This window comes from Nocardiopsis dassonvillei subsp. dassonvillei DSM 43111, from assembly GCF_000092985.1.
GTDB lineage: Bacteria > Actinomycetota > Actinomycetes > Streptosporangiales > Streptosporangiaceae > Nocardiopsis > Nocardiopsis dassonvillei.
Genome location: NC_014210.1, coordinates 3,290,687 through 3,303,230 on the forward strand (window position 1 = coordinate 3,290,687; position 12,544 = coordinate 3,303,230).

Annotated in this window: 12 protein-coding genes; 3 read left to right on the plus strand and 9 right to left on the minus strand. The window is 73.5% G+C overall.

Annotated elements, in window-relative coordinates; translation table 11 throughout:
• Positions 1-41: 41 nt before the first annotated feature.
• On the plus strand, positions 42-1,727 hold the full coding sequence (locus NDAS_RS13575) for an ABC-F family ATP-binding cassette domain-containing protein (RefSeq protein WP_013153769.1): 1,686 nt from the start codon (positions 42-44) through the stop codon (positions 1,725-1,727).
• Positions 1,728-2,177: 450 nt separating this feature from the next.
• On the opposite strand, the gene NDAS_RS13580 is transcribed toward NDAS_RS13575, so the two are convergent.
• From NDAS_RS13580 to NDAS_RS13605, 6 genes are all read right to left on the minus strand, one after another.
• Positions 2,178-3,428 (minus strand): cytochrome P450 family protein, encoded by a 1,251-nt coding sequence (locus NDAS_RS13580; RefSeq protein WP_013153770.1) that lies wholly within the window; start codon positions 3,426-3,428, stop codon positions 2,178-2,180.
• Positions 3,428-4,642: a cytochrome P450 gene (locus NDAS_RS13585; RefSeq protein ID WP_041552762.1), complete on the minus strand. Its 1,215-nt coding sequence runs from the start codon at positions 4,640-4,642 to the stop codon at positions 3,428-3,430. The genes NDAS_RS13580 and NDAS_RS13585 overlap by 1 nt, the downstream gene beginning before the upstream one ends.
• A 326-nt stretch (positions 4,643-4,968) precedes the next feature.
• Positions 4,969-5,625, minus strand: a complete 657-nt coding sequence (locus tag NDAS_RS13590) for a GTP-binding protein (protein ID WP_013153772.1) — start codon at positions 5,623-5,625, stop codon at positions 4,969-4,971.
• A complete protein-coding gene (locus tag NDAS_RS13595) occupies positions 5,606-5,965 on the minus strand; it encodes a DUF742 domain-containing protein (RefSeq protein ID WP_013153773.1) in 360 nt (119 codons plus the stop codon). The genes NDAS_RS13590 and NDAS_RS13595 overlap by 20 nt, the downstream gene beginning before the upstream one ends.
• Positions 5,962-6,366 (minus strand): roadblock/LC7 domain-containing protein, encoded by a 405-nt coding sequence (locus NDAS_RS13600; protein ID WP_013153774.1) that lies wholly within the window; start codon positions 6,364-6,366, stop codon positions 5,962-5,964. The genes NDAS_RS13595 and NDAS_RS13600 overlap by 4 nt, the downstream gene beginning before the upstream one ends.
• Positions 6,366-7,727 (minus strand): ATP-binding protein, encoded by a 1,362-nt coding sequence (locus NDAS_RS13605; protein WP_013153775.1) that lies wholly within the window; start codon positions 7,725-7,727, stop codon positions 6,366-6,368. The genes NDAS_RS13600 and NDAS_RS13605 overlap by 1 nt, the downstream gene beginning before the upstream one ends.
• A gap of 846 nt (positions 7,728-8,573) precedes the next feature.
• On the opposite strand from NDAS_RS13605, the gene NDAS_RS13610 reads away from it, so the two are divergent.
• A complete protein-coding gene (locus NDAS_RS13610) occupies positions 8,574-8,957 on the plus strand; it encodes an RNA polymerase-binding protein RbpA (RefSeq protein WP_013153776.1) in 384 nt (127 codons plus the stop codon).
• A gap of 220 nt (positions 8,958-9,177) precedes the next feature.
• On the opposite strand, the gene NDAS_RS13615 is transcribed toward NDAS_RS13610, so the two are convergent.
• The 3 genes from NDAS_RS13615 to NDAS_RS13625 form a co-directional block, all read right to left on the minus strand.
• A complete protein-coding gene (locus NDAS_RS13615) occupies positions 9,178-9,978 on the minus strand; it encodes an HAD-IIA family hydrolase (protein ID WP_013153777.1) in 801 nt (266 codons plus the stop codon).
• A 413-nt stretch (positions 9,979-10,391) separates the two neighbouring features.
• Positions 10,392-11,144, minus strand: a complete 753-nt coding sequence (locus NDAS_RS13620; protein WP_013153778.1) for an SCO1664 family protein — start codon at positions 11,142-11,144, stop codon at positions 10,392-10,394.
• Positions 11,145-11,202: 58 nt separating this feature from the next.
• Entirely contained in the window at positions 11,203-11,784 is a 582-nt protein-coding gene (locus NDAS_RS13625; protein WP_013153779.1) for a DUF3090 domain-containing protein, read from the minus strand.
• Positions 11,785-11,977: 193 nt separating this feature from the next.
• Between NDAS_RS13625 and NDAS_RS13630 the strand changes: the two genes are divergently transcribed.
• Positions 11,978-12,415, plus strand: a complete 438-nt coding sequence (locus NDAS_RS13630; RefSeq protein ID WP_013153780.1) for an SgcJ/EcaC family oxidoreductase — start codon at positions 11,978-11,980, stop codon at positions 12,413-12,415.
• The last annotated feature ends 129 nt before the right edge of the window (positions 12,416-12,544 follow it).

The following is a 12,544-nucleotide window of genomic DNA, read 5'->3' on the forward strand; positions in this document are numbered from 1 at the left end:
GTGACCGGGCGTCTACGGCGAAACCCCTGTGGAGAGCGGTCTTGGGCTACATCGACGTCAACCAGGTCAGCCACACCCTGCCCGACGGCAGGGTCCTGCTGGACTCGGTGTCCTTCCGCGTCGGAGAGGGGTCCAAGACGGCGCTGGTGGGCGCCAACGGCGCGGGCAAGAGCACCCTGCTGCGGATCGTGCGCGGCGAGCAGCGCCCCCAGGGCGGCGCGGTCACCCTGGACGGCGAACTCGGCGTGATGCCGCAGTTCATCGGGCACGTGCGCGACGAGACCACCGTGCACGAACTGCTGGTGTCGGTCTCCCCCGCTCCGGTGCGCGAGGCGCACGCGGACCTGGAGGCGGCCGAGGCGGCCATGATGGTCGACGACGGCGAGAGGACGCAGATGCGCTACGCCGCGGCCATCGCCCGGTACGGCGACGCGGGCGGCTACGACGCCGAGGTCGTGTGGGACCAGTGCTGCACGGCGGCGCTGGGCGTCCCCTACGAGCGCTGCCGGTGGCGCGAGGTGCGCACGCTGTCGGGCGGGGAGCAGAAACGCCTGGTCATCGAGGCCCTGCTGCGGGGCCCGGCGCCGGTGCTGCTGCTGGACGAGCCGGACAACTACCTCGACGTTCCGGGCAAGCGCTGGCTGGAGGAGGCGCTGCTGGCCACCCCCAAGACGGTCCTGTTCGTCTCGCACGACCGCGAGCTGCTGAGCCGGGTGCCGGACCGGATCGTCACGGTCGAACTGGGCGCCGTGGGCAACACGGCGTGGGTGCACGGGGGCGCGTTCGACACCTACCACGACGCCCGCCGGGAGCGGTTCGCGCGGCTGGACGAGCTGCGGCGGCGCTGGGACGAGGAGCACGCCAAGCTCAGGGCGCTAGTGGCCGCCTACAAGCAGAAGGCCGCCTACAACTCCGACATGGCCTCGCGCTACCAGTCGGCGCGGACCCGGCTGCGCAGGTTCGAGGAGGCGGGGCCGCCGCAGAAGCTGCCCCGCGAGCAGAACCTGCGGATGCGGCTGCGCGGCGGCCGGACGGGCAGGCGGGCGCTGGTGTGCGAGGGGCTGGAGCTGACCGGGCTGATGCGCCCGTTCGACCTGGAGGTCTGGTACGGCGAGCGGGTGGCGGTGCTGGGCTCCAACGGGTCGGGCAAGTCGCACTTCCTGCGGCTGGCGGCCGGGGGCGGCAGCGATCCCCAGTCGTCGGTGCTGCCGGAGGAGGACAGGGCGAAGGTGCCGCCGGTGGAGCACAGCGGCACGGCGCGGCTGGGCGCGCGGGTGCTGCCGGGATGGTTCGCGCAGACCCACGAGCACCCCGAGTTCGCGGGGCGTACGCTGCTGGACATCCTGCACCGGGGGCAGGGCGCCCGCCGGGGCGTGCCCCGCGACGAGGCGGGGCGGGCGCTGGACCGCTACGAGCTGGCTCCGGCCGCGGAGCAGACCTTCGACACGCTCTCGGGCGGTCAGCAGGCGCGGTTCCAGATCCTGCTGCTGGAGCTGTCAGGGGCGACGATGCTGCTGCTGGACGAGCCCACGGACAACCTGGACGTGGTGTCGGCGGAGGCGCTGGAGTCGGCGCTGGAGGCCTACGACGGCACGATCCTGGCGGTGACGCACGACCGCTGGTTCGCGCGCGGGTTCGACCGGTTCGTGGTGTTCGGCGCCGACGGAGGCGTGTACGAGGCGCCGGAGCCGGTGTGGGACGAGGGGCGGGTGCGCCGCGAACGGTAGGGGTTCGGAACCGGGAGCGTGTCACACCGAACCGGCGTGAACGCCGACTCGGCGTGTGGGCGCCGCCGAGGAGCACCGGAACCGCTGCGGGTGGGGACCGGGAGGCGCCGGAACCGGTGTGCCCGCGCGGATCATGCGCGGCGAGCACCGCGGGTAGGACGGCGCCCGCAGGGGCTGACCGGACCACCCCCTCGCCATGACGCCGCCATGCCGGGCGGCAGGCTGACACAGCAGCGTCATCGCAGCCCAGGGACCCCGCATCACACCGGGGGCGTTCTCGGTCGAGCCGCTATCCGACGGGCGGTTCGATGTCGGTCACGGCCGGGCACCCCTCCGAGCAGGCGGGCGGCCAGCCGAGCCCACGGCCGGGAGGCGTCAACACAAGGCCTTCTTGACGCGGGGCGGGGCCGCACGGCGCGGGAACCGACCACGCGCCGTGCGGCCCACCTGTCAGGGACGCAGCACGACCGGGAACTCCCTCAGGCTGGTGACCGAGAGCGCGGACTGCACCCGCAGCTCCTCGTCGGGGACGGCCAGCCGCAGGTCCGGGAAGCGCTCGAAGAGCATCGGCAGGATGATCCCGGCCTCCAGCCGCGACAGCGGCGCCCCGGGGCAGATGTGCGGGCCGTACCCGAAGGTGATGTGGCGCCCCTGGGTGCGCTGCGGGTCGAAGACGGACGGGTCCGGGTCCTCACCGAACTCCGCGCGGTCGCGGGTGGCCGCGCCGTAGTGCGTCATCAGCGCCTCGCCCTTGCGGATGGTCTGCCCGCCGACCTCCACGTCCTCGGTGGCGAAGCGGAACATCATGACGTTGTTGGGCGGGTCGTAGCGCAGCGTCTCCTCGATGACCTGCTCCCACGTCACCTTGCCCGCCTTGAGCAGGGCGAACTGGTCGGGGTGGGCGAGCAGGGCGCGCACCACGTTGTTGAGCAGGTTGACGGTGGTCTCGTGCCCGGCCGCCACCACCGTCAGCAGGGTGATGGTGACCTCGGTGTCGCTGAGGGAGTCGCCGTCCTCCCTAGCTCTGAGCAGGTCGGCGGTGAAGTCGTCGTGCTCGTCCAGGCTGGCGCGCTTGCGGGCGACCATCTCGGCGAAGAACTGGAACAGGGCTCCGTAGATCCGCAGGTGCTCGCCCTCCTCGGTGGTGCCGGAGAAGAGCTTGGCGTACATCTCGCCGAGCTGGGCGTACTCCGCCTCGGCCACCCCGTACAGTTCGCCGATCACCCCCATGGGGACCCGGAAGGTGAACTCCGACTTCAGGTCCAGGGGTTCGTGCGCGCGCGGCTCCAGGGCGTCCAGCGCCCGGGCGGTGATCTCCTCGATGCGCGGGCGCAGGCGCTCCACCCGGCGCGCCGAGAACGGGCTGGCGGTGAGTCTGCGCATGCGCCGGTGGGCGGCGCCGTCCTGGGCCAGCATGTTGGAGCTGTCGGTGGGGATCGTGCCCATCAGCGGCCAGCCCTCGGGGACCCGGCCGCTCTGGTAGTCGTCCCAGTGGTCGACGCTCTTGACGAACCGGGGGTCGTTGAGGGTGGCGCGGCTGACCTCGTGGTGGGTGGTGGCCCAGGCGCGGACCCCGCCGGGGAGTTCGACCCGGGTGACGGGTCCGGCCCGGTGGAGGCGTTCGCGGTCGGCCTGCACGTCGTCGGGCACGGCGTGCACCAGCGGGACTCCGTCGGGGGTGTGCTGGACGGGGCAGGGCATCACAGGACTCCTTGCGGGGGTGTGGGGGTGAAGGTGACCGGCAGTGACACGACTCCCCGCACCCAGGGCGAGGGCCGCCAGCGGACCTCCTCGGCGGGGATGGCCAGTTCCACGTCGGGCAGGCGGTCCAGCAGCACCTCCACCGCCGTGACCGCCATGACCTCGGCGATCCCCTGCGCGGCGTGGGGGCAGCTGTGCTCGCCGTGGGAGAAGGACAGGTGGGCGTGGTTGCCCCGGACGGCCGAGGAGCGCTCGCCGGTGTGCAGCCGGGGGTCCTTGTTGGCCGCGGCGTAGCCCAGCAGGAGCAGGTCGCCCCTGCGGATGACCCTGCCGTCCAGCTCGACGTCGCGGGCGGCGAAGCGCCCGGCGTTCATCTGGGACGGGGAGTCCTCCCACAGGACCTCGGCCAGGGCCTCGCGGACGCTGCTGCGGGCGCCCGCCATGGAGGCGGAGAAGCGGTCGTCGGTGAGCATCAGGCGCAGCGCGTTGCCGATCCACTCGGAGGTGGTCTGGTGGGCGCCGCCCAGGACGGCGACCAGTTCGGCGACCAGGTCCGCGTCGCCGTAGCCCGCCGGGTGGGCGATCATCCGGGACACCACGTCGGGTCCGGGGTCTGCGCGGCGGGAGGCGACGAGCCGGGTGAACTCGGCCACGATCTCGACGTGGGCCCCGACCGCGTCGGGACCGGCGTCGAACATGGTGCCCATCAGGGTGGTGACCGCCTCGCCGCGTTCGTCGTCGAGGCCGTACATCCAGCACAGGACCAGGGACGGGAGCCGCTGCGCGTAGTGCGTGCGCAGGTCGGTGCCGCTGGAGGCGCAGAACCCGTCGACGAGGCGGTCGGCCAGGCGTGCGGTGACCGCGCGCAGCTCGTGCGGGTCGGCCCCGTTCAGGGCGTCGTTGACCGCGGCGGTGCGGCGCCGGTGCTCCTCGCCCTCGGCGGACAGCAGGTTGGGCTGGGGCGCGAGCACCGGCAGCAGCGGCCAGTCCCGCGGCACCCGGTCCCAGGCGTTCCAGCGGCGGGGGTCGCGCGCGAACACCTCGGGGGTGTTGAGGACGTGGTGGAGCTCGTGGTAGCCGATGACCAGCCACGCGGGGACGTCGCCCTCCATGAGCACGGGCACGACGGAACCGTGTTCGGCGCGCATGGCCCGGTAGGAGCCCTGGGGGTCGGCGTTGAAGCGGGGGTCGTACAGCCGGACGGGGTCGGCCACTCTCGGTCCTCCGGGAGAAGGGGGTGGGCGGCCGCCCGACTCGGCGGCCGGGGGGGCGTGCGGCACCGGGACGGGCAGGCGCGTGGCGGTGCGGGAGACGTGCGCGGCGCGGAAAGGACCCGCGGTACGGGCAAGACACACGGGACGACAGGGATGCGCGGCACGGGAAAGACGCGCGGTACAGGGGGAGCATGTGGTGCAGACGGGACGTGCGGCACCGGAAAGACGCGTGGTACAGGCAAGGCGCACGGCGCGGGACAAAGGCACGGGGCGGGAGAGACGCGCGCCGGGGCCTCGGCGGCGGACCGGGCAGACGAGCAGTCGGCTCACCGGGCGGCTTCCGTGACCAGGGCGCGGACATGGCCGACCAGAGCGATGAGGACCTGTTTGGCCGAGTCGCGTGCGCGCGCGTCGCAGCGCAGCAGCGGTACCGAGGCGTCCAGGTCCAGGGCGGCGCGCACCTTCTCCAGGCTGTGCTCGGCCTCACCGAAGTCGTTGTGGGCCACGACGAAGGGCGTGCCCTGGGCCTCCAGGCGGTCGATGGCGTAGAAGGAGTCCTCCAGGCGCCGGGTGTCCACCAGGACCACCGCGCCCAGGGCCCCGGAGAAGAGGCGGTCCCACAGGAACCAGAAGCGCTCCTGGCCCGGGGCGCCGAAGACGTAGAGCACCGAGGCGGCGTCCAGGGTGATGCGGCCGAAGTCGAAGGCGACGGTGGTGGCGCGCTTGGCCTCCACCCCGTCCACGTCGTCGACGCCGTGCCCCGCCCGGGTCATGGTCTCCTCGGTGCTGAGCGGGCGGATCTCGCTGACCGAGCGGACCAGGGTGGTCTTGCCGACCCCGAAGCCGCCCACGACCGCGATCTTGAGGGCGTACTCGGCGGTGTCGGGCAGCGGGACGCGGGCGGCCTCGCGGGTGCGGTCCGCGGCGGCGTGCGGGGGGCCCGGGGGCGGGGCCGAGGGGGGATCAGAGGTTGTGGAGTGCAACGAGCACCTTCTCCAACACGTCCGGGGAGGCGAGGGGGTGGGCCGGTGAGGGCGCGGGGCGGGGGTGGCGCGCGGTGGCCAGGCCGGTGTCGAGCAGGTCGGTGACCAGGATGCGCACGATCGCCACCGGCAGGCGCAGGTGGGCGGAGATCTCCACCACCGCCGTCGGGCCCCGGCACAGCCGCAGGATCCGGGCGTGCTCGGACTGCATGCCGGGGGTGGGCGCGCTCTCGGCCACGATGAGGGTCACCGCGTCCAGGGAGTCGTCGGCCCCGCCGCTGCGGCCCGAGGTGATGACGTAGAGGCGGTCCGGACCCTCCTGCTGGTGCGGGCGCGTCATACCGGTCCGGCTCCGGCGCGGGGCGGGGTGGTCAGGTGCTCGCCCATCTGCTCGACCAGCTCGTTCATGTTGTGGCCGACCAGACCGGGTTCGGCCTCCTCGGAGGTGATGACGGCCAGGTGGGCGCCGTGCCCGGCCTCGACGATGAACAGCAGGCCGCCGTAGAACTCGGCCATGGCCTGGCGGACGCCGCCCGCCCCGTCGCCGAACTCCACCGAGGCGCTGTGCGCCAGGCTCTGCACCCCGGCGGCGATCGCGGCGAGGTGGTCGGCGCTGTCGGCGCGCAGACCGGAGCTGTGGCACAGCTTGAGCCCGTCGCGGGAGAGAACGAGGGCGTGCCGGGTGCCGGGCGTGCGTTCCAGGAGGCCTTCGAGGAGCCAGGTCAGCGTGTCGAGGTCCATCATGCGTCCTTGTCGTTCGGGCCGCGCACCGCGGAGCGGAACTCGCCGAAGCCCCTCGCCACGGCGGCGGGGTTGCTCCTGCGCGGTGCGGGCCTGGTGTTCTCGGCCGCCGCGAGGGTCCGGCCGCGGCGGCGCCGGGGCAGTCCGTCGACGTCCTCCGCGGCGGTCTCCGTCGCGGCCGGGGGGACCGCGGCGGGCGTGGGGGCGGTGTCGGGCTCCCGGGCGGCCCCGGGCGGGGACGCCGGGGAGTCGGGGGCCACGGGCTCGGGGAGGGGTTTGACGAGCTTGCGGGGCAGCAGGAGGACGACCGCCGTGCCGCCGCGCGAGGAGGAGCGGAAGGACACCGACAGGCCGTAGCGGTGGGCGATCTGGCCGACGACCGACAGGCCCAGCCGGGTTCCGGAGATGGCGGCCAGGTCCAGGTCGTTCTCGACGGCGCGGCGGGCGCGGCGCAGGGCCTCCTCCCCCATGACCAGGCCGCCGTCCTCGACCATGACCGCGATTCCGGCCTGGACCTCCTCGACGTGGACGTGGACCTCCGCGGTGGGCGGGGAGAACCTGGCGGCGTTGTCCAGGATCTCGGCCAGGGCGTGGATGACGCCCTCGGCGGCGAACCCGGCGACCGCCTGCGTGGAGGCGTTGTGCACGCGGACGCGCTGGTAGGCGCCGATGCGGGCCATGGCGCCGCGGACGACGCTCTCCATGCCGATGGCCCGGCCCCAGCGGCGGCCGGAGCGGGCCCCGGTGAGGACGGCGATGCTGTCGGCGACGCGTCCGACCTGGGCGGTGCTGTGGTCCAGGTGCATGAGGTCACCGAGGACGTCGGCGTTCGCGTCGCCGTCGCCGTGGCGCTCCTGCATCCGGCGCAGGTCGGCGAGCATGGTGGTGCTCAGGGCCTGGACGCGCCCGGCGGCGGTGGCGCAGGCGGCCATGGCGGCCGAGCGCCGGCGTTCGGCGGCGGCGATCTCGGTGGCGGCGGCCCGCAGGACGGCGTTGCCCCCGTGGTCGGCGGGGAGGGGCAGGGCGCGCAGGGCGGTGTCGGCGGAGTCGCCCGCGCGCAGGCGCCGGGCCAGGAGGGGCAGGTGCTCGTCGGCCAGGGAGGCGGTGTCGGCGCGCAGCGCGTCGAGCCGGGCGCCCAGGTCGTGGATCCGCCGGTCGCGCCGGTCGAGCAGCACCGCGAGGGCCAGCAGGAGCACGAGGGGAACCGCGGAGGCGGCCAGGACGGGCAGGGTCCGGGCCTCGGGCGCGGCCCACGGGAGCACGGCCCAGAAGGGCAGCGCCGCGAGGGGGAGGAGGAGCCAGCGCGGCGCGGACGGCCGCGCGGGCACGGCTCCTCGGGGGAGGGGGGTCTCAGCAGTCATGGGGCTCCACGTCCGGCCGCGCCGTCGCTCCTGGTTCCGGCACGTGAGGACGCACCGAAGGGGACGTTTCCGGCACGATGTGCACACCTAAAGGAAGGGGATTAATTTCCCCGACCTACGCTTTTCGGTGTACGGCGAGTCAACATACCACCAGACACCTCGGGCGGCCATGTCGGCATAATGGAATCTTTATCGCACACGGGGGACGGGTAACCGGATTCCCTACCAGAGCGCGGATTCCGGAGAGTGATAATCGGCGGACCGAGAAGGTCCGACCTTTTCCGGAAGCCATTGTCGAGCGCCCGGCTTTTCCAGTCGTGAACTGCGGGAACCGTGCGGCGGCGGGTTCGGGGGGAAGCGCGGTAAGGGTGGACACAGTGTGACGGGCGGGGCTGGCGCGAGGCCGTCCGCGGTCGCGGGTGGCCGGGAACGGCCGCGGGCGGCGGCGCGGAACTGGCCTGAGTCGGCCACGGGTTCCACCGGGGGCGGACGCCGACCCTCCGGGACGCGGCGAGCGCGGCCGACGACGGGACCCCGCCGCTGTTGATTCGGCCCCGGAGGCGCGGCGCCTCCCCCACCAGGCAGGAGGGTGCGCCGGGAAGGCGAAAACGGGGCTTAGCGGATGTTTTTCGCCCCCGGCGGGCGTATATAGAGACACACCCGAAACAGCCAGCCTGGAGTGTCCCAGGTCACATGTGCCACACTCGGCGCACCGGACGATGTTTTGGGATCGGGGTGGCCCCTGGACGCCGGAGGTGGTTCGACCTCAGGTCAGCGGGGAATCTTGACGTGGACCGACGCGTTACACCCCGCGAGACCGCACAAGCGCCTGGAGGCACCCACACGATGGCCGAGCGAGCACTTCGCGGCACCCGGCTCGGGGCGACGAGCTACGAGAACGACCGCAACACCGACCTGGCTCCGCGGCAGGAAGTCACCTACGACTGCACCCGGGGCCACCGCTTCTCGGTCACCTTCGCGACCGAGGCAGAGATTCCCGCCGAGTGGGAGTGCCGTTTCTGCGGCGACCGCGCCCTGCGGCGGGACGGCTCCGGCGAGGAGCCCAAGAACGCCAAGCCCACGCGCACCCACTGGGACATGCTGCTGGAGCGCCGGAGCATGGAGGACCTGGAAGAGGTCCTCGCCGAGCGCCTGGCCCTGCTCCGCGCCCGCCGCCGCGAGGAGGCGGCCAAGGTGGAGGAGATCGCCAGGCAGCGGCAGAGCGCCTGAGGCATCCCGCGACACACGGGGGCGGCGGACACGGTCCGCCGCCCCCGTCGTCGTGTCGGGCCCCGGGAACACCGGGGCCGCAGGGGTGATCCTGCTCCCCATGCCGTTGTGGGCGCCCCACAAGGGCATGGGGAGCAGGATCACCGGGGGAAGGCCGCGGGAGGGCGGCGTGCGCCCCTCCGCGGCGTCCCCGGCGCGGACGCCGGTCCCGCCGGAAGCGCTAGTCCCGCTGGAAGGGGTCGCGGGTGATGCCCACCAGCTCTTTGACCGACCCGATCACACGGGTGGGGCGGTAGGGGAACTGCTCGGCGGTCTCGCGCTCGGAGATGCCCGAGAGCACCAGCACGGTCTGCAGGCCCGCCTCCAACCCGCTGAGCACGTCGGTGTCCATCCGGTCGCCCACCATCAGGGTGTTCTCCGAGTGCGCGCCGATCCGGCGCAGCGCCGACCGCATCATCAGCGGGTTGGGCTTGCCCACGAAGTAGGGGCGGCGGCCGGTGGCCTTCTCGATCAGCGCGGCGACCGCGCCCGTGGCGGGCAGCGGCCCCTCGGCGCTGGGGCCGGTCTCGTCGGGGTTGGTGGCGATGAACCGCGCGCCGCCGCGGACCAGCCGGATCGCGCGGGTTATGGCCTCGAAGCTGTAGGTGCGGGTCTCACCGAGCACCACGTAGTCGGGGTCGCGCTCGGTCATCACGTAGCCGACGTTGTGCAGGGCGGTGGTCAGGCCGGACTCGCCGACGACGTAGGCCGACCCGTTGGGGCGCTGGGTCTGGAGGAACTGGGCGGTGGCCAGGGCCGACGTCCAGATCGACTCCTCGGGGATGTCCAGGCCCGAGCTGAGCAGACGCGCCCGCAGGTCGCGGGGGGTGTAGATGGAGTTGTTGGTCAACACCATGAACGGGATCCCGTTCTCGCGCAGCTCCGCGATGAGTTCGTCCGCGCCCGGGATGGGGTGCTGCTCGCGTACGAGCACGCCGTCCATGTCGAATAGGTAGTTCCACTCGTTGCTCACGTGCCCCATTGTGCCGTCCGGGGCAAGGAGCACGCCATTCCCACCCCCCGGTAGGCGAGCACCCTCACACCGGCCCGGTCCCGGCGGCGGACTCCTCCTCGGGGAAGCGCCCGTCCGGGTGCTCGCGGAAGACCGCCCGCAGGTACTCCCCGTCGCGGCCGCGGGCGGAGTAGCCGACCGCGCCGCCGTCGGGAGGGTCACGGTCACCCGTCCGCCCCGCTGGGTGAGGCGGGCGGAGGAGACCTGGGACAGGCGCACGGGTTCGCGACCCGGCGGGGGCGTGGCCGCGGACGAAGGAGCCGCCGCGGGCGGTGCGGTGGGAGCCGGGGACACCCGTCCCGTGCGCATCGCACCGCTCACCGGAGCGCCGGGGCGGCCGGAGGCCCCGCCTCGTGCAGAACGGACGGAAGCCGGGCCCGGACTCAGATCGGCGGCCAGGGCACCGCGGGCCAGTCCGGCGCCGGGTAGGGGTGGACGCCGTGCTGGATGAGCAGGTCCACCCGGCTGCGCACCGCGTAGGCCTCCGGTCCGGTCAGGTGCCGCGCCAGCTCCCGGGACAGGGCGCTGTCCGCGTCGGCGAGCTGGTCGCGCACCGACCCCAGGGCCTCCAGGGCGTCCTGGGGCAGCGGCTGGCCCTGCCACTGCCACAGCACGGTGCGCAGCTTGTAGTCCTCGGCGAGGGAGACCCCGTGGTCGCAGCCGTACAGGTGCCCGCCGGGGGTGGGCAGCAGGTGGCCGATCTTGCGGTCGGAGTTGTTGATGACCGCGTCGAACACCGCCATGCGGCGCAGGTCGGCGTTGTCGGTCTCCCGCGCCAGGGCGACCAGGTCCACGGTGGCGTCGCCGTGCACCCACAGCTGCACCATGCCCTCGCCGAACGGGCCGTCGCGGTGCACCGTGGGCGGGACGATCCCCCAGCCCAGCGCCTCGGAGACGGCGTGGGCGCTGACCTCGCGCCCGGCCAGGGTTCCGTCGGGGAAGTCCCACAGCGGCCGCTCCCCCGCCACCGGCTTGTACACGCAGGCGGCCGAGCGCACGCCGTCGGAGACGGTGCAGTACAGGGTGGCGTTGGAGGCGGCGGTCAGCCGTCCCTCCACGGTGATCTCGCCGGTGCGGAGCAGGTCGAGCCCGACGGCCGGGCTGAGGCCGTCGAAGGCGTCGGCGGTGTCCCTCATCGCGGGCCCCCGGGTCTGCGCGCCCGGCGGCCCGCCGCTGGTGTGCTCATCGGCGTGCTCAGACGAGGCTGTCCGGTCGGTAGCCGTTCTGGCGTACGCAGATGTGGCCGGCGGGGTCGAGCGGACGTCCGCACAGCGGGCAGTCCGGGCGTCCGGCGGCGACCACCTTCAGCGCGCGCCCGGCGAAGGAGCGCGCGGCGCCGGGGGTGAGGTAGACGCGCAGGACGTCGCGGTGGGCGGGGGCCTCCTCGGCGAAGACCTCCAGCTCCTCCTCGTCGTCCTCCAGCAGGTCCTCACCGGCGGTCTCGTCGATCTCCTGGGCCTCGATGATGACGCGGGCGGCCTCGGCGTCCCAGGCCAGGGCCAGGGTGCCGACCCGGAAGTCCTGCTCGATGGGCTGCTCCAGGGGAGCGTCGTCCTCGGGCGGAGCGGTGTCCTCCGGCGGGGAGCCGAAGCGCCGGTGCACCTCTTCCAGTAGTTCCTCGATACGGGTGGCGAGCGCCTCGACCTGCGCCTTCTCCAGGACCACGCTGGTGATGCGCCCCTCTCCCACGGCTTGGAGGAAGAAGGTGCGGTCTCCCGGCTGGCCCACGGTCCCCGCGACGAACCGCTCCGGCGGATTGAACTGAAAGACGGGCATGCCAAGAACCTTACGGGATGCGGGCCTACCGGTGCCAAACCCGCTGGACGCGCTGGTGGGCCCGGGTAGGGCCGAGGGGCCGGGCGCCGGGAGGGTGCGCACCACGTCACACCTCCTTGACTTCAACAAATGTTGAGGTTGTTGGTTTGTTCCAGCGGGACGGACCACCGCCCCCGACAGGAACGGACACGGCATGAGCGACGCCGAGAAGACCGAGACCCGTACCCACCGGAGCCCCGGGGACCGCGCGGGGTCCCACGCCGAGATCCACGCTCTCGTGCGCAGCCTGCAGGACGCCTTCAACGCCCACGACCCGGTGGCGCTGGCCGACCACTACGCCGGGGACGCGCTGTGGGCCTCGGCCGCGGGCAGGCGGATGGTCGGTTCCGCGCAGATCGCCGCGTTCGCCAGGGAGGTGGCGCCGAGGCTGGCGGACTCCTACGCCCGGTACGAGGTGGCCAACCTGCTGGAGATCCGCCCGGACGTGATCGCCGTGCAGGTGGCCCAGACGGCGGTGGACGCGGACGGGGAGCCGACCGGCGCTCCCGCGGGCAGCGCGCTGTACGTCTACGCCCGGGGAGAGGACGGCTGGCGCATCAGCGCGGGCCAGAACATGATCGTGGCCCAGTGACCCGTTGACCCGTGGGGCAGGACGTGTCCCGGGAAGGCAGGGCGCCGACCGGGGCCTCCGGCGCGTCTGACGGTCGGGCCGCGGCCCCGGTGGGGCACACGGGTTCAGGCAACGGGCACGAGGCCGTCG

Excerpts from the sequence above, each read along its gene's own strand:
- NDAS_RS13615 (WP_013153777.1), bottom strand. The coding sequence starts at position 9,978 with ATGGGGCACGTGAGCAACGAGTGGAACTACCTATTCGACATGGACGGC.
- NDAS_RS13600 (WP_013153774.1), bottom strand. The coding sequence starts at position 6,366 with ATGGACCTCGACACGCTGACCTGGCTCCTCGAAGGCCTCCTGGAACGC.
- NDAS_RS13580 (WP_013153770.1), bottom strand. The coding sequence starts at position 3,428 with ATGCCCTGCCCCGTCCAGCACACCCCCGACGGAGTCCCGCTGGTGCAC.
- NDAS_RS13630 (WP_013153780.1), top strand. The coding sequence starts at position 11,978 with ATGAGCGACGCCGAGAAGACCGAGACCCGTACCCACCGGAGCCCCGGG.
- NDAS_RS13610 (WP_013153776.1), top strand. The coding sequence starts at position 8,574 with ATGGCCGAGCGAGCACTTCGCGGCACCCGGCTCGGGGCGACGAGCTAC.
- NDAS_RS13595 (WP_013153773.1), bottom strand. The coding sequence starts at position 5,965 with ATGACGCGCCCGCACCAGCAGGAGGGTCCGGACCGCCTCTACGTCATC.
- NDAS_RS13620 (WP_013153778.1), bottom strand. The coding sequence starts at position 11,144 with ATGAGGGACACCGCCGACGCCTTCGACGGCCTCAGCCCGGCCGTCGGG.
- NDAS_RS13605 (WP_013153775.1), bottom strand. The coding sequence starts at position 7,727 with ATGACTGCTGAGACCCCCCTCCCCCGAGGAGCCGTGCCCGCGCGGCCG.
- NDAS_RS13625 (WP_013153779.1), bottom strand. The coding sequence starts at position 11,784 with ATGCCCGTCTTTCAGTTCAATCCGCCGGAGCGGTTCGTCGCGGGGACC.